This window comes from Pseudomonas sp. FA-1, from assembly GCF_056856075.1.
The window spans coordinates 134743-150971 of record NZ_JBWXTH010000008.1; the positions used below are offsets into that span (position 1 = coordinate 134743).

Consider the following 16229-nt stretch of genomic DNA (forward strand, 5'->3'; position numbering starts at 1 on the left):
CAATTCGTCATGTTGCATATTTTCTGTCCCCACTGCGGCGAGCTGCGCTCCGAAGAAGAGTTCCACTCCTCCGGCCAGGCTCATATCGCCCGCCCGCTGGACCCTAGCGCCTGCACCGACGAGGAATGGGGTACCTACATGTTCTTCCGCGACAACCTGCGCGGTATCCACCACGAACTGTGGGACCACGTCGCCGGCTGCCGCCAGTATTTCAACGTCACGCGTAACACCGAGACCTACGAGATCCTGGAAACCTACAAGATCGGCGAGAAGCCGCAGGTCACCGCGAACAAGCTGAACCCCGCGCAGTCGGCCGTCAAAGGCCAGGGAGAAAAAGTATGAGCCAGGTCTATCGCCTCGCCAGTGGTGGTCGCATCGACCGCAGCAAGGTCCTGAACTTCACCTTCAACGGCAAAACCTACCAGGGCTATGCCGGTGACAGCCTGGCCGCTGCGCTGTTGGCCAACGGCGTCGATATCGTCGGCCGCAGCTTCAAGTACTCGCGCCCACGCGGCATCATCGCGGCCGGCCCGGAAGAGCCGAACGCCATCCTGCAGCTGGGTTCGAGCGAAGCCACCCAGGTGCCGAACGTGCGTGCCACCCAGCAGGCCCTGTACTCGGGCCTGGTCGCCACCAGCACCAACGGCTGGCCGAACGTCAACAACGACGTCATGGGCATCCTGGGCAAGGTCGGCGGCAGCATGATGCCGCCCGGGTTCTACTACAAGACCTTCATGTATCCCAAGTCGTTCTGGATGACCTACGAGAAGTACATCCGTAAGGCAGCAGGCCTCGGCCGAGCACCGCTGCAGAACGACCCGGACAGCTACGACTACATGAACCAGCACTGCGACGTGCTGATCGTCGGTGCAGGCCCTGCCGGCCTGGCCGCAGCCCTGGCTGCCGGCCGTAGCGGCGCCCGCGTGATCGTCGCCGACGAACAGGAAGAGTTCGGTGGCAGCCTGCTCGATACCCGCGAAACCCTCGACGGCAAACCCGCCGCCGACTGGGTCGCCGCAGTCGTCGCCGAGCTGCAGTCGCTGCCGGAAGTGACCCTGCTGCCTCGCGCCACGGTCAACGGTTACCACGACCACAACTTCCTGACCATCCATGAGCGCCTGACCGACCACCTAGGTGACCGCGCCCCGATCGGTCAGGTTCGTCATCGCGTCCACCGCGTGCGTGCCAAGCGTGTCGTGCTGGCCACCGGTACCCACGAGCGTCCGCTGGTGTACGGCAACAACGACGTGCCGGGCAACATGCTCGCCGGCGCCATTTCGGTGTACGTGCGCCGCTACGGCGTGGCCCCGGGCCGCAAGCTGGTGCTGTCGACCAACAACGACCATGCCTACCGCACCGCGCTGGACTGGCACGACGCCGGCCTGCAAGTGGTGGCCATCGCTGATGCGCGCCACAACCCACGCGGTTCGCTGGTCGAGGAAGCGCGTGCCAAGGGCATCCGCATCCTGACCTCCAGCGCCGTGATCGAGGCCAAGGGTTCCAAGCACGTGACCGGCGCCCGCGTCGCTGCGATCGATGCCGTGGCGCATAAGGTCACCAGCCCAGGCGAATGGCTCGAGTGCGACCTGATCGGCAGCTCCGGTGGCTACAGCCCGGTGGTTCACCTGGCCTCGCACCTGGGCGGTCGTCCGATCTGGCGTGACGACATCCTCGGCTTCGTGCCGGGCGACGCCCCGCAAAAACGCGTCTGCGTCGGTGGCGTGAACGGTGTATATCCGCTGGGTGACGCAATTGCCGACGGTTTCGAAGGCGGCGTCCAGGCAGCGACCGAAGCGGGCTTCAAGGCCGTTACCGGCACCCTGCCGAAAGTCGTTGCACGCAAGGAAGAAGCGACCCTGGCCCTGTTCCAGGTGCCGCACGACAAGGGCACCGCCCGTGCGCCGAAGCAGTTCGTCGACCAGCAGAACGACGTCACCGCAGCGGCCATCGAGTTGGCCACCCGCGAAGGTTTCGAGTCGGTCGAGCACGTCAAGCGCTACACCGCGCTGGGCTTCGGTACCGACCAGGGCAAGCTGGGCAACATCAACGGCCTGGCTATCGCCGCCCGTTCGATGGGTATCACCATCCCGCAGATGGGTACCACCATGTTCCGCCCCAACTACACGCCGGTCACCTTCGGTGCCGTAGCGGGCCGCCACTGTGGTCACCTGTTCGAGCCCGTGCGCTTCACCGCGCTGCACGCCTGGCACCTGAAGAACGGCGCCGAGTTCGAGGATGTCGGCCAATGGAAGCGCCCTTGGTACTTCCCGAAAGCCGGTGAAGACATTCATGCCGCAGTGGAGCGTGAGTGCAAGGCAGTGCGCGACAGCGTCGGCCTGCTCGACGCCTCGACCCTGGGCAAGATCGACATCCAGGGCCCGGATGCCCGCGAATTCCTCAACCGCGTGTACACCAACGCCTGGACCAAGCTCGACGTGGGCAAGGCCCGTTACGGCCTGATGTGCAAGGAAGACGGCATGGTCTTCGACGACGGCGTGACCGCCTGCGTCGGCGACAACCACTTCATCATGACCACCACCACCGGCGGCGCGGCACGCGTACTGCAGTGGCTGGAGCTGTACCACCAGACCGAATGGCCGGACCTGAAGGTGTACTTCACCTCCGTGACCGACCACTGGGCCACCATGACCCTGTCCGGCCCGAACAGCCGCAAGCTGCTGGCCGAGCTGACCGACATCGATCTGGACAAGGAAGCCTTCCCGTTCATGAGCTGGAAGGAAGGTCTGGTTGGCGGTGTGCCGGCACGGGTGTTCCGTATTTCCTTCACCGGTGAGCTGTCGTACGAGATCAACGTCCAGGCCAACTACGCCATGGGCGTGCTGGAACAGATCGTCGAGGCGGGCAAGAAGTACAACCTGACCCCGTACGGCACCGAGACCATGCACGTGCTGCGTGCCGAGAAGGGCTTCATCATCGTCGGCCAGGATACCGACGGCTCGATGAACCCGGACGACCTCAACATGGGCTGGTGTGTCGGTCGTAACAAGCCGTTCTCCTGGATCGGCGCACGCGGCATGACCCGTTCGGATTGCCTGCGTGAAGATCGCAAGCAACTGGTGGGACTCAAGCCTGTCGACCCGACCAAGTGGCTGCCTGAAGGCGCCCAGCTGGTGTTCGACCCGAACCAGCCGATCCCGATGGACATGGTCGGCCACGTCACCTCGAGCTATGCCTCCAACTCCCTGGGCTATTCGTTCGCCATGGGTGTGGTCAAGGGCGGCCTCAAGCGCATGGGCGAGCGTGTCTACTCGCCACAGGCTGACGGCAGCGTGATCGAGGCCGAGATCGTGTCTTCGGTGTTCTTCGATCCGAAGGGTGAGCGGCAGAACGTCTGACTCCGTCCTGTGGCGAGCCGGCTGGCCCTATCGCCGGCAAGCCGGCTCCCACAGGAACGATGCAGGTCTAAAGGCTGACGCTGTCCCTGTGGGAGCTGGCTTGCCAGCGATGAGGCCAGCAAGGCCACCACAGGCAATAGGTTCCCCAGAGGCTGTGTCGCTCTGACCAACAGAATTCAAGGCAGGTAAGAAATGAGCGTAATCAACGTCTTCCAGCAAAACCCCGGCTCCAACGCCCGGGCCGAGTCGCCGCTGCACCATGCCGACCTGGCCAGCCTGGTCGGCAAGGGCCGCAAGAACGCAGGCGTCACCCTGCGTGAACACAAGTTCCTGGGTCACCTGACCCTCCGTGGCGATGGCCATGACGCAGCGTTCGCCGCTGGCGTGAAGAAGGCCCTGGGGCTGGAGCTGCCGGTCGCCCTGACCGTCGTCGCCAACGCCGAGATGTCGCTGCAGTGGGTCGGCCCCGATGAATGGCTGCTGATCGTTCCAGGCGGCCAGGAGTTCGCCATCGAGCAGAAACTGCGCGCAGCCCTCGAAGGCCAGCACATCCAGGTGGTCAACATCAGCGGCGGGCAGACCCTGCTCGAACTGCGCGGCCCGAACGTACGCGACGTGCTGATGAAATCCACCAGCTATGATGTACACCCGAACAACTTCCCGGTCGGCAAGGCCGTCGGCACCGTGTTCGCCAAGTCGCAACTGGTGATCCGTCGCACCGCCGAGGACACCTGGGAGCTGGTGATCCGTCGCAGCTTCTCCGACTACTGGTGGCTGTGGCTGCAGGACGCGTCGGCTGAATACGGTCTGTCCATCGAAGCATAAGGAGAACACGCATGAGTCGGGCACCGGACACTTGGATTCTCACCGCCGACTGCCCGAGCATGCTCGGCACCGTCGATGTGGTCACGCGTTACCTCTATGAGCAGCGCTGCTACGTGACGGAGCATCACTCCTTCGATGATCGGCTGTCGGGGCGGTTCTTCATCCGCGTCGAGTTCCGCCAGCCGGACGATTTCGACGAAGCCGGCTTCCGTGCCGGCCTCGCCGAGCGCAGCGATGCGTTCGGCATGGCCTTCGAGCTGACCGCACCGAACCATCGCCCCAAAGTGGTGATCATGGTGTCCAAGGCCGACCACTGCCTGAACGACCTGCTGTATCGCCAGCGCATCGGCCAGCTGGCCATGGACGTGGTGGCGGTGGTATCCAACCACCCGGACCTCGAGCCCCTGGCCCAGTGGCACAAGATTCCGTACTACCACTTCCCCCTGGACCCGAAGGATAAACCAGCCCAGGAGCGCAAGGTGCTGCAGGTGATCGAGGAGACCGGCGCCGAGCTGGTGATCCTCGCCCGCTACATGCAGGTGCTGTCGCCCGAGCTGTGCCGTCGCCTGGATGGCTGGGCGATCAATATTCATCACTCCCTGCTACCGGGCTTCAAGGGTGCCAAGCCCTACCACCAGGCCTACAACAAGGGCGTGAAGATGGTCGGCGCCACGGCGCACTACATCAACAACGACCTCGACGAAGGGCCGATCATCGCTCAGGGCGTGGAGGTGGTCGACCATAGCCACTACCCTGAAGACCTGATCGCCAAAGGGCGCGATATCGAGTGCCTGACCTTGGCGCGGGCGGTGGGGTATCACATCGAGCGACGAGTGTTCCTCAATGCGAACAGGACCGTGGTGCTCTGAGCGCGCCTAGCTTTTATCGCGGGCATGGGCTTTCAAGGTTTCACGGACGGCTGTAACGAACTTCTGGCGCAGGTCCGCACCCAGGTTCTTTCCTGCGATTGGATCGCCGCCGTGGGATAGCCAGCCTGCTTTGAACTCGTGAAGGTCCATGTTTTCGACTTCTTCGTCGAAGCCGTAGCTTGAATTATGGGCCGCGTAATAAAAGATCTTGTCGATGTCCAGAAAGTAGTATTCCTCTGTATTGCTGAACAATGCTGCTTCGATCTCTGGTTCGAAGCCCTGCTGCCTGGCAGCCTCGACCCAGTAGGGCCAGAAGGCGTCTTCAGGGCGTTCATTAACTGTCATGTTGGTTCTCCGGTTCGATAGACGGTGGGTTACTGCACCTCTATCGAAACACTCGGTCGCCGAGCTATTGCGGTAGATATTGATCGTCCTGGGCATGCGTGCGACCACCACCTGGCCAATTGCCGTTCAGAGGCATTTGCCTGTCGTTTCCAGTCAGTGCATCTGGCCTCATCAGGCCCACAATTCCCGGCATTCCAGTAACACATGTCGCCCACGAAGGGTGGCGCTTCCACCACCGCTGCAATAAAAGTACAAATCGAGCGAGGTAAGAGCATGTCTGGTAATCGTGGAGTGGTGTATCTCGGCGCTGGTAAGGTCGAGGTCCAGAAGATCGACTACCCCAAAATGCAGGACCCACGCGGCAATAAGATCGAGCACGGCGTGATCCTCAAGGTGGTCTCCACCAACATCTGCGGCTCCGACCAGCACATGGTCCGTGGCCGTACTACCGCCCAGGTCGGCTTGGTTCTGGGCCACGAAATCACCGGTGAAATCGTCGAGAAGGGCCGCGACGTCGAGCGCATGCAGATCGGCGACCTGGTGTCGGTACCGTTCAACGTCGCCTGCGGTCGCTGCCGCTCCTGCAAAGAAATGCACACCGGTGTCTGCCTCACCGTCAACCCGGCTCGCGCCGGCGGTGCCTACGGCTACGTCGATATGGGCGACTGGACCGGCGGCCAGGCCGAATACGTCCTGGTGCCATACGCTGATTTCAACCTGCTGAAACTGCCGGAGCGCGACAAGGCCATGGAGAAGATCCGTGACCTGACCTGCCTGTCCGACATCCTGCCGACTGGTTACCACGGTGCCGTGACTGCCGGTGTAGGCCCAGGCAGCACCGTCTATGTTGCCGGTGCTGGCCCGGTCGGCCTGGCAGCGGCTGCCTCGGCTCGCCTGCTGGGCGCCGCCTGCGTCATCGTCGGCGACCTCAACCCGGCCCGCCTGGCCCATGCCAAGGCCCAGGGCTTCGAAGTGGTCGACCTGTCCAAGGACACCCCGCTGCACGAGCAGATCGTCGATATCCTCGGCGAACCGGAAGTGGACTGCGCCATCGATGCCGTCGGCTTCGAAGCCCGCGGCCATGGCCACGAAGGTGCCAAGCACGAGGCACCGGCTACCGTGCTGAACTCGCTGATGCAAGTCACCCGCGTTGCCGGCAACATCGGTATTCCGGGCCTGTACGTGACCGAAGACCCGGGTGCGGTGGATGCCGCTGCCAAGATCGGCGCGCTGAGCATCCGCTTCGGCCTGGGCTGGGCGAAATCGCACAGCTTCCACACCGGCCAGACCCCGACCATGAAGTACAACCGCCAGCTGATGCAGGCGATCATGTGGGACCGTATCAACATCGCCGAGGTGGTTGGCGTGCAGGTGATCAACCTGGACCAGGCGCCGCAAGGCTACGGCGAGTTCGATGCAGGTGTGCCGAAGAAGTTCGTGATCGACCCGCACAAGATGTGGGGTGCGGCGTAACACGCTGATGAAAGAGCCCCTCGAATCGAGGGGCTTTTTTATGATGGACAGGTTTATGGCGGCCTCGATGGTCGGCCGGAACATTCCCCGTTTTGCCCAGTCAAATGCTCGTTTCCCAGGCCATCCCGGCCGACGAGGTCCTCCCCCGATGAAAGCGCTTACCCTGGCAACCCTGATGACCCTGGCTGCAAGCCCGGTGTTCGCCTACAACCTGAGCGACGCGGCCAATGCCGTGTCGGCGATGCAGAACCAGAATTCGAGCCAGCAGGGCCAGGTGCAGGCCCCGGCCGCCCAGGCCAACTTGCTCAATACCTTGGGCAGCGAGCTGAAGATCACCCCTGAACAGGCCATCGGTGGTGCAGGTGCGATGCTGGGGCTGGCGCGCAACAACCTGAGTGAAACCGACTATGGCCAGCTGACCCAGGCGGTGCCCGGTCTGGACCTGCTCACCGGTGCCAATGCACTGGGTGGTTTGAGTGGCCTGGGCGCGTTGCTCGGGCAGAACAGCCAGGACGCCTCGCCCCTGGGCAATGCCCTGGGTAACGTCGAGAACCGCAGCGACCTGGACAACGCCTTCAAGCTGCTGGGGATGGACACTGGCATGATCGGCCAGTTCGCCCCGCTGATCCTCCAGTACCTGGGGCAGCAGGGCATCGCCGGCTCTCTGTTGCAGAACTTGGGCAGCCTGTGGGCGACCCCGGCTCCAGCGGCCGTGCCTTCGGTCTGACACGCTTGCATGTAGGAGCGGCCCCAACGATACCTGCGATAACGCTGAAACCCTGGGGCCGCTATGCGGCCCTTTCGCGGCGCAAGGCCGCTCCTACAGGGGGCTTTCGGAGAAGTCCACCAGGCGCACGGGCCGGCGGAAGCCGGCAGTGAGCACTGCCAGGTAGGCCAGGCCCACGGCGAACCAGCACAGGCCGATCACCAGGGTCAGCGCCGACAGGCTGGTCCACAGCCACAGAGTCAGGCCCAGGCCCACCAGCGGCACCAGCCCGTAGCACAGCAGGCCCTTGAGGTTGCGGTGAGCGCTCTGGCCCACCAAATGGGTACGCACCACTGCCAGGTTCACCGCCGAGAAAGCCACCAGCGCGCCGAAGCTGATCAGCGAGGCGAGGGTGGCGAGATCGATGACCAAGGCCAGCAACGAGAAAGCCGACACCAGCACGATGGCGAACACCGGGGTCCCGAAGCGTGGCGACAGCTTGCCGAAGGTGCGCTGTGGCAGCACTTTGTCGCGGCCCATGGTGTAGAGAATGCGCGACACCGCTGCCTGGGAGGCCAGGGCCGAGCCCAGGCTGCCGGCGACGAAGGCGGCGGTGAAGAAGTTGGCCAGGAACTGGCCGCCGGCCTTGAGCATCACTTCGTTGGCGGCGGCATCGGCGTTGGCGAACGTGCTGCCCGGCAGTACCAATTGGCTGATGTAGGCCAGCAGCGTGAACAGCAGGCCCGCGCCCAGAGTGGTGAGGATGATCGCCCGTGGCACGTCGCGGCGCGCATCACGGGTTTCTTCCGCCAGGGTGGAGACCGCGTCGAAGCCCAGGAACGATAGGCACAGCACCGCCGCACCGGCCATCAGGTGGCCGAAGCCCGGCTGGCTGCCATCGCCCAGCAGCGGCGAAAGCAGGTCGACCGGCTGACCAGCCAGGGACTGGTAGGACAGCGCCACGAACACCCCGATGAAGACGATCTGCGCGCCGACGATCAGGTTGCTGGCCTTCGCCACCGAATGGATACCGATCACGTTGAGCACGGTCACCAGGGCAATCGAAGCCAGGATGATGACCCAGGCCGGTATGGCAGGGAAGGCGATGTTGAGGAACAGGCCGATGAGCAGGTAGTTGATCATCGGGATGAACAGGTAGTCGAGCAGCAGTGACCAGCCGGCGAGGAAGCCGACGTTCGGGCCGAAGGCCATGTTGGTGTAGGAATACGCCGAGCCCGCGACCGGGAAGCGCTTGACCATGAAGCTATAGGACGTGGCGGTGAACAGCATCGCCAGCAGGGTCACGAGATAGGCGCCGGCCGTACGGCCACCGGTGATCTCGGTGACGATGCCGTAGGTGGTGAAGATGGTCAGCGGGACCATGTACACCAGGCCGAAGAACACCAGGGCGGGAAGCCCCAGGACACGGCGAAGTTGAGGAGCTGCCACGGCAGCGTTGCAAGGTTGTTTGGCCATCGATCGATCCAGGCATTTTTGTAGTTGTGCGTTGATCGATTTTTATCCACCCAGGTGGGTGATGACAAACAAAGAGTTGCTAATGTCGATTATAAATCTGGATTTTAATCGGTTTGTTCCACCGTGTTTCTAGCCCGATCGCCGGCAAGCCGGCCCCCATAGGTATGGCGGTGCCTCTGAAAACAGCGCAGGACAGGTGGGAGCCGGCTTGCCGGCGATTGGGCAGATTAATTAATGCATCTCGGCGCGCAGTTGCGCGATCCGCTGGTCCTTGTCCAGCCACAACTGGTTCACCCAGGCCTGCACCCTCTGGCGAAAGTCAGGGTCGTTCTCGTAGTCACCCGCAGACAGCGCCGGGTCGAGCTCGCGCACACGGATATCGATGATCACCCGGCTGATGCTGCCATTGAGCAGGTCCCAGAACCCTGGCGCCTTGTCGCCGGGGTAGACGATGGTGACGTCCAGCAGGGCATCGAGCTGCTCGCCGAGCGCTGCGAGCACGAACGCGACACCGCCGGCCTTGGGTTTGAGCAGGTGCTGGTAGGGCGATTGCTGGGCCTGGCGCTTGGCCTCGCTGAAACGGGTGCCTTCCAGGTAGTTGACCACCGTGACCGGCTGGCGCTTGAACAGTTCGCAGGCTGCCTTGGTGATTTCCAGGTCCTTGCCCTTGAGCTCGGGGTGCTTGTCCAGGAAGGCTTTGCTGTAGCGCTTCATGAAAGGGTAGTCCAGCGCCCACCAGGCCAGGCCCAGCAGTGGTACCCAGATCAGCTCCTTCTTCAGGAAGAACTTGAAGAACGGTACGCGGCGGTTGAGGCTTTCGATCAAGGCGGGAATATCGACCCAGCTCTGGTGGTTGCTCACGCAGAGGTAGGAGGTGTCCTGGCGCAGCTTCTCGATGCCGCGGATGTCCCACTGGGTCGGGATGCACAGGGCGAAGATCGCCTTGTCGATCTCCGACCAGGTCTCGGCGATCCACATCACCGCCCAGGAGGCGTAGTCGCGTCCACGGCCCGGCAGCACCAGTTTGAGCAGAGCGAACACCATCAGCGGGCCGATCAGCACGAGGGTGTTGAGCAGCAGCAGGGCGGTGGTGAGGATGCCGGTCAGCAGGCGACGCATAAAAGGACTCTTGTTGTCAGATAAAAGCGGTTGGCAATGATAAGTGGGGCATGGCCCTACGCCAAATGTCCAATGCCCGAACCTGGGGACAAATGTTTCACATTGTGTTGGATAAGCTGTGACAACGAACCTATCGTGCTTGCGCAGTCTAAGTACTGCCCCACCTCAAGGAAGCGTATCCCGTGAAATCGATGCTTGCCCTGTTGTCATTGCTCAGCCTTCCCGTGATGGCTGCCGAACCGACCTTGTATGGCCGTTACGAATACATTGGCGTGCCGGAAATCGGTGAGACGTTCAAAGCCAAGATGGACACCGGCGCCCTGACCGCGTCGCTGTCGGCCAAGGACATCGAACGTTTCACCCGCGATGGCGAGGACTGGGTGCGCTTCCGTCTGGCCACCAAGGATGCCGGCGACAAGGTCTATGAGCACAAGGTGGCGCGCATCAGCAAGATCAAGAATCGCGCCGACGAAGAAGATGAAGGCGAGGAACCGGAGATCACCAAGCGCCCGGTGGTCGACCTGGAGCTGTGCCTGGGTGATGTGAAGCGCACCGTGGAGGTCAACCTGACCGACCGCAGCAGCTTCAACTACCCGCTGTTGATCGGCGCCAAGGCGCTGCGCGAATTCAAGGCTGCGGTGAACCCGGCGAAGAAGTTCACTGCCGGCAAGCCGGACTGCTGATCCAAGGCGGGCCCGCCCTCCTGTAGGAGCGGCCTTGTGCCGCGAAAGGGCCGCTAAGCGGCCCCTGGCTATTTTTTGGGCATCACCGATCCCCTGGGGCTGCTTTATAGCCCTTTCGCGGCACAAGGCCGCTCCTACAAGGGATTGCGTCGTCTGTGAAACTTGCCTATATGTCCAGCTTCGCTATTTGCAAGGCCGGACGCCATGCCCCACATCCTCATCGTCGAAGACGAGTCCGCCATCGCCGACACGCTGGTCTATGCCCTGCAGGCCGATGGCCATAGCACCGAATGGGTGACCCTCGGCAGCGCGGCTGTCGAGCAACAGCGCTTGCGCCCGGCCGATCTGGTGATTCTCGATATCGGCCTGCCGGACATCAGTGGCTTCGAGACCTGCCGCCAACTGCGCCGTTTCACTGAGGTCCCGGTGATGTTCCTCAGCGCGCGTGACGCCGAGATCGACCGGGTGGTGGGGTTGGAGATCGGCGCGGACGATTATGTGGTCAAACCGTTCAGCCCCCGGGAAGTCGCAGCGCGGGTGCGGGCGATCCTCAAGCGCATGGCCCCGCGCGTGGAGGCGTCTCCCCCGGCGGTGGCATTTCAGGTCGACACGCTGGGCATGCAGATCAGCTACCGGGCGCAGCCGCTGGCCCTGACCCGCCATGAGTTTCGCCTATTGCACTGCCTGCTGGAGCAACCCCGGCGGGTGTTCAGCCGCGAGCAACTGCTCGATGCGGTGGGCGTTCCCTCCGACGCCGGCTACGAGCGGACCATCGACAGCCATATCAAGAGCCTGCGCGCCAAGCTGCGCCAGGTCGCCGCCGATGCCGAGCCGATCCAGACCCACCGGGGGCTGGGCTACAGCTACAGCCCGGACCACGCCTGATGCGCCTGGGGATCCGCATCTTCCTGGTGTATTTCCTTTTCGTCGGGTTGTCTGGCTACTTCTTGCTCAATACCGTGCGCGAACAGATCCGTCCGGTGGTGCGCCAGTCGTCTGAGGAAACCCTGGTGGATACCGCCAACCTGCTGGCGGAAATACTGCACGACGATGTGAAGGCCGGCACATTGAACCAGGGGCGCCTGCCACAGGTATTGGCGTCCTATGGCGAGCGCAGGCCGGGGGCTGAGATCTGGGGGTTGGCGAAGAACCAGGTCAGCCACCGTATCTACGTTACCGATGCCAAGGGTACCGTGTTGCTCGATTCAAGCGGCCAGGGCCTGGGCCAGGACTATTCGCGCTGGAACGACGTCTACCTGACCCTGCGTGGCCAGTATGGCGCCCGTTCCACCCGCAGCGACCCGGATGACGAAAGCACCTCGGTGATGCACGTCGCCGCGCCGATCCTCGATGACGGCAAGATCATCGGCGTGGTGACGGTGGCCAAGCCCAACAGTTCGTTGCAGCCCTACATCGACCGTGCCGAGCGCCGCCTGTTGAACCTGGGCCTGGGGCTGATAGGCCTGGGCTTGCTGGTAGGCGCTGCGCTTTCCTGGTGGCTGGCCCGCTCGCTACGTCGCTTGACCCGCTACGCCCAGGCGGTCAGCGAGGGCCAGCGCGCGGCGTTGCCGCACTACAAAGGCGGTGAGCTCGGGCAGTTGGCCGCGGCGGTGGAGCGCATGCGTACCCAGCTCGAAGGCAAGGCCTATGTCGAGCGCTATGTGCATACCCTTACCCATGAACTCAAGAGCCCCTTGGCGGCGATCCGCGGGGCGTCCGAGCTGCTGCAAGGCGATATGCCGGATGAACAAAGGGCGCGTTTCGCCGGCAATATCGAGCGTGAGAGCGGGCGCTTGCAACAGATGATCGAGCGCCTGCTCAACCTGGCCCGCGTCGAGCAGATGCAGGCGCTGGACGATGAGCAACAAGTGGCCCTGGCCGCGTTGGTCGATGAACTGCTGCAGGCTCACACCGCACGCATCGAGGCCGCCGGTCTGCAAGTGCGTCAGCGGGTGCCGGCGGGCCTGCGGTTGTTGTGCGATCCCTTCTTGATGCGCCAGGCCCTGGCCAACCTGCTGGACAACGCGCTGGACTTCACCCCGCAGGGCGGGGCACTGCTGTTCGAGCTGGAGCGCGAAGGGGAACGGGTGGCTTTGAGCGTCTTTAACCAGGGGGAGGCGATTCCCGATTACGCCATCGGGCGCGTCAGCGAGCGGTTCTATTCGTTGCCAAGGCCGGGCAGCGGGCGCAAGAGCACGGGGTTGGGGCTGAACTTCGTGGCCGAGGTGATGCAACTGCATGGCGGGTCATTGGCCGTGGACAACGTCGAGGGCGGGGTGCGCGTGCGGTTATGGTTACCCGCGCGCAGAGTCGGCTGACTTCAAAGGCCATGCTCCTGTAGGCGCGGCCTTGTGTGCACAAAAGGGCTGCACAGCAGCCCCAACTACACCAATCTCCACCAAGTCTCCACACCATCTCCACACACCCGCTCCACACTGCGCCCATCGCAAACGGAGCGCCCACCCATGACCAGAACCCTGAGTTTCAAGCTCGCCACGATCGCCTTGCTGATGGTATTGCTGTTGATCCCCTTGCTGATGATCAGTGGCCTGATTGCCGAGCGTCAGGCCCTGCGCGACAGCGTGGTCCAGGACATTGCCGCAAGCTCGAGCTTCGGCCAACAGATCAGCGGCCCCCTGCTGGTGGTGCCGTATCGCAAGTACGAGCGTCGCTGGGTCGAAAAGGGCGGCCAACGTATGCAGGAAACCGGCACGGTCAGCGGCCAGCTGTATTTTCTGCCGGATACCTTCGACGCGGCTATCGAAGCCGACACCGAACTGCGTGCCCGAGGCATCTACCAGGCCCGCCTGTTCCACGCCCGAGGTCGGCTCGCGGGACGCTTCGAGCTTCCCGAACGCTGGGGCATCGAGAAGGACTTCGACGACTACCGTTTCGACACGCCATACCTGGTGGTGGGCATCAGCGATATCCGCGGCATCGAAAATGCCCCTGAGCTGAACCTGGACGACCAGCGCTTGCCGTTCGAGCCCGGTACTGGCCTGGACTGGCTGGGTGGCGGGGTGCACGTGCGGTTGCCGATGCTCGCCGCAGGCAAGGCGGGTGAATTCGGCTATGCCTTCGACCTCGCCTTGCAGGGCACCGGCCAGCTGCATGTGGTGCCGATGGGCCGCAGCAGCAGTGTGGACATCCGCGCCAACTGGCCGCACCCCAGCTTCATCGGCAACTACCTGCCCAGCCGCCGGGAGATCGATGAGCGAGGCTTCAAGGCCCACTGGCAGACCAGCTTCTTCGCCACCAATCTCGAAGACAGCGTGCGCCACTGTGCCAGCCAAGGACAGTGCGCAGGTTTTGGCGAGCGTGCCTTTGGCGTGAGCTTCGTCGACCCGGTGGACCAGTATCTCAAGGGCGAACGGGCGATCAAGTACGCGCTGTTGTTCATCGCCCTGACCTTCGCCGGCTTCTTCCTGTTCGAGGTGCGCAGGCACCTTGATGTGCACCCTGTCCAATACGCCCTGGTCGGTGTTGCGTTGGCCTTTTTCTACCTGTTGCTGTTGTCATTGTCCGAGCACCTGGGCTTTAGCTTGGCCTATGGTCTGTCGGCTGCGGCCTGTGTGCTGCTGATTGGCTTCTACCTGAGCCATGTGCTGGGCAGCCTATGGCGGGGCGTGGGGTTCGCGGCGGGGTTGGCGGTGCTGTACGGGATGCTCTACGGCCTGCTCAGCGCCGAGGATTACGCGCTGCTGATGGGCTCGCTGCTGTGCTTCGGCCTGCTGGGTGTGTTCATGGTGCTGACGCGCCGACTGGACTGGGCACGGGTGGGAAGGGAGGCATGAGGGAGGATCGGGAAATCGGACGTTGGCTGGCCCGCCAGCTTGGCACGCTGTTCCCGTTGGCGGTATGTGTAGGAGCGGCCTTGTGCCGCGAAAGGGCTGCAAAGCAGCCCCAGGGTTTCGGTGTCGCCATTGATCTTGCTGGGGCTGCGATACAGCCCTTTCGCGGCACGAGGCCGCTCCCACAGGCAGGGGTCAGGCTACCGGGTGCGTAGCGGCCATCGACGGGCGCTTGGCCACGTCGGCGTACCAGGCCGCCAGCCCGGGCTGCTGTTCCCGCCAGCCGAACTGCGGTTGGCGCAGGTCCAGGTAGCCCAGGGCACAGGCCACGCCAATAGCGGCGATGTCGAAGGTCGATGCCAGCTCCGCCAGGTGCTCTTGCTCCAGGTTGGCCAGGCTGCGGCGGATCTTCTCGCCTTGGGCCTGGACCCAGCCGTCCCAGCGTTTGTCTTCGGGGCGCAGGAAGGTCTCGTAACGGGTCGAGACTGCCGCATCCATGATCGCATCGGCCTGGGAGGCCAAGGTCAGGCGACGCCAGCGTGCCGAGCCTTCGCGAGGGATCAGCGGGTTGCCGACGTGCTGCAGGTCGAGGTACTCGCAGATCACCCGGCTATCGTGCAGCACGGTGCCATCTTCCAGGCGCAGGGCCGGGATCTTGCCGATCGGGTTGCCCTGGTTGAGCTGCTCGTCGCCGCTCACCGGGCTCACATTGACCGCCTGCAGGGCAACGCGGTCGAGCTGACCGGTCTCGTGCAGCACGATCATCACCTTGCGCACGAACGGCGAGAGGGGCGAGTGGAACAGGGTCATTGTCGCCATCGGCCGTTCCTCAATTACCTTGCAGGCTGGGCGGCAGGCATACGCCGGTACCGGCGATGCCGCAATAGCCGTCGGGGTTCTTGGCCAGGTACTGCTGGTGGTAGGCCTCGGCGAAATACACGGTCGGGGCCTGGTCGATCTCGGTGGTGATCTCACCGAAGCCGGCCTTGCTCAGCTCTGCCTGGAAGGCATCACGGCTGGCCTTGGCCTGCTCCAGCTGCTCGGGGCTGGTGCAGTAGATCGCCGAGCGGTACTGGGTGCCGATGTCGTTGCCCTGGCGCATGCCCTGGGTCGGGTTGTGCAACTCCCAGAACATCGCCAGCAGCTCGCGGTAGCTGACCTTGTCTTTGTCGAACACCACGAGCACCACTTCGGTGTGCCCGGTCAGGCCCGAACAGACTTCTTCATAGGTAGGGTTGGGGGTGAAGCCGCCTGCATAGCCGACCACCGTGCTGACCACACCTTCACGCTGCCAGAAGCGGCGCTCTGCGCCCCAGAAGCAGCCCAGGCCGAAGATCGCGAAGTCCACGTTCTGGAAGAACGGCCCCAGCAGTGGGGTGTCCTTGAACACGTAGTGGAATTCGGGCAGGGCCATTGGCGTTTCGCGGCCAGGCAAGGCCTGCTCCGCAGTGGGCATGACGTTTTTGTTCACCAGGATTTCCGAACGCAGGACCATGGCCGTTCCTCTGTGGATTTGAAGAGAGAATGATGGCCCTATCGCGGGACAAGCCCGCTCCCACAGGAATTGTGCATGACCCTGTGGGAGC

At 63.5% G+C, this 16229-nt stretch carries 15 protein-coding genes; 10 read left to right on the plus strand and 5 right to left on the minus strand.

The window, feature by feature from the left end; genetic code table 11:
• The first annotated feature begins 9 nt into the window (after nucleotides 1-9).
• The 4 genes from AC1MHZ_RS15970 to purU all read left to right on the plus strand — a co-directional run bounded on the left by AC1MHZ_RS15970 (nucleotide 10) and on the right by purU (nucleotide 5050).
• Nucleotides 10-342 carry a sarcosine oxidase subunit delta gene (locus AC1MHZ_RS15970; protein ID WP_043211106.1) on the plus strand — a complete coding sequence of 111 codons (333 nt, stop codon included), beginning with the start codon at nucleotides 10-12 and terminating at the stop codon, nucleotides 340-342.
• Nucleotides 339-3356 carry a sarcosine oxidase subunit alpha gene (locus tag AC1MHZ_RS15975; RefSeq protein WP_084856334.1) on the plus strand — a complete coding sequence of 1006 codons (3018 nt, stop codon included), beginning with the start codon at nucleotides 339-341 and terminating at the stop codon, nucleotides 3354-3356. Before AC1MHZ_RS15970 ends, AC1MHZ_RS15975 begins: the two co-directional genes overlap by 4 nt.
• Nucleotides 3357-3548: 192 nt before the next feature.
• The gene (locus AC1MHZ_RS15980; protein ID WP_084856332.1) at nucleotides 3549-4181 is read left to right on the plus strand and encodes a sarcosine oxidase subunit gamma; all 633 of its coding nucleotides are present in this window, start codon (nucleotides 3549-3551) and stop codon (nucleotides 4179-4181) included.
• 11 nt (nucleotides 4182-4192) lie between these two features.
• Entirely contained in the window at nucleotides 4193-5050 is an 858-nt protein-coding gene (gene purU / locus AC1MHZ_RS15985) for a formyltetrahydrofolate deformylase (protein ID WP_084856331.1), read from the plus strand.
• 6 nt (nucleotides 5051-5056) lie between these two features.
• Here purU and AC1MHZ_RS15990 read toward each other — a convergent pair whose 3' ends face one another.
• Complete coding sequence (locus AC1MHZ_RS15990; RefSeq protein WP_084856329.1) at nucleotides 5057-5395, minus strand: hypothetical protein; 339 nt, start codon at nucleotides 5393-5395, stop codon at nucleotides 5057-5059.
• A gap of 273 nt (nucleotides 5396-5668) precedes the next feature.
• On the opposite strand from AC1MHZ_RS15990, the gene fdhA reads away from it, so the two are divergent.
• Both fdhA and AC1MHZ_RS16000 read left to right on the plus strand, forming a co-directional pair.
• Complete coding sequence (gene fdhA / locus AC1MHZ_RS15995) at nucleotides 5669-6868, plus strand: formaldehyde dehydrogenase, glutathione-independent (RefSeq protein ID WP_084856327.1); 1200 nt, start codon at nucleotides 5669-5671, stop codon at nucleotides 6866-6868.
• 148 nt (nucleotides 6869-7016) lie between these two features.
• On the plus strand, nucleotides 7017-7595 hold the full coding sequence (locus tag AC1MHZ_RS16000) for a DUF2780 domain-containing protein (protein ID WP_084856324.1): 579 nt from the start codon (nucleotides 7017-7019) through the stop codon (nucleotides 7593-7595).
• Between the two features lie 93 nt (nucleotides 7596-7688).
• On the opposite strand, the gene AC1MHZ_RS16005 is transcribed toward AC1MHZ_RS16000, so the two are convergent.
• Nucleotides 7689-9050 (minus strand): APC family permease, encoded by a 1362-nt coding sequence (locus AC1MHZ_RS16005; protein ID WP_482966603.1) that lies wholly within the window; start codon nucleotides 9048-9050, stop codon nucleotides 7689-7691.
• A 231-nt stretch (nucleotides 9051-9281) separates the two neighbouring features.
• The gene (locus AC1MHZ_RS16010; RefSeq protein WP_084856320.1) at nucleotides 9282-10169 is read right to left on the minus strand and encodes an acyltransferase; all 888 of its coding nucleotides are present in this window, start codon (nucleotides 10167-10169) and stop codon (nucleotides 9282-9284) included.
• A 182-nt stretch (nucleotides 10170-10351) separates the two neighbouring features.
• Between AC1MHZ_RS16010 and rloA2 the strand changes: the two genes are divergently transcribed.
• The 4 genes from rloA2 (at nucleotide 10352) to creD (ending at nucleotide 14646) form a co-directional block, all read left to right on the plus strand.
• Nucleotides 10352-10852, plus strand: coding sequence for a retropepsin-like aspartic peptidase RloA2 (gene rloA2, locus AC1MHZ_RS16015; RefSeq protein ID WP_084856318.1), 501 nt, complete (start codon nucleotides 10352-10354; stop codon nucleotides 10850-10852).
• A gap of 204 nt (nucleotides 10853-11056) precedes the next feature.
• Nucleotides 11057-11737: a two-component system response regulator CreB gene (gene creB / locus AC1MHZ_RS16020; protein WP_084856316.1), complete on the plus strand. Its 681-nt coding sequence runs from the start codon at nucleotides 11057-11059 to the stop codon at nucleotides 11735-11737.
• Nucleotides 11737-13170: a two-component system sensor histidine kinase CreC gene (creC, locus tag AC1MHZ_RS16025; protein WP_084856314.1), complete on the plus strand. Its 1434-nt coding sequence runs from the start codon at nucleotides 11737-11739 to the stop codon at nucleotides 13168-13170. The genes creB and creC overlap by 1 nt, the downstream gene beginning before the upstream one ends.
• 147 nt (nucleotides 13171-13317) lie before the next feature.
• Complete coding sequence (creD, locus tag AC1MHZ_RS16030; RefSeq protein WP_482966604.1) at nucleotides 13318-14646, plus strand: cell envelope integrity protein CreD; 1329 nt, start codon at nucleotides 13318-13320, stop codon at nucleotides 14644-14646.
• A gap of 192 nt (nucleotides 14647-14838) precedes the next feature.
• On the opposite strand, the gene AC1MHZ_RS16035 is transcribed toward creD, so the two are convergent.
• Together AC1MHZ_RS16035 and msrA are read right to left on the minus strand one after the other, a co-directional pair.
• The gene (locus tag AC1MHZ_RS16035; RefSeq protein ID WP_084856308.1) at nucleotides 14839-15462 is read right to left on the minus strand and encodes a glutathione S-transferase; all 624 of its coding nucleotides are present in this window, start codon (nucleotides 15460-15462) and stop codon (nucleotides 14839-14841) included.
• A 10-nt stretch (nucleotides 15463-15472) separates the two neighbouring features.
• The gene (msrA, locus tag AC1MHZ_RS16040) at nucleotides 15473-16138 is read right to left on the minus strand and encodes a peptide-methionine (S)-S-oxide reductase MsrA (RefSeq protein ID WP_084856306.1); all 666 of its coding nucleotides are present in this window, start codon (nucleotides 16136-16138) and stop codon (nucleotides 15473-15475) included.
• Nucleotides 16139-16229: the final 91 nt, after the last annotated feature.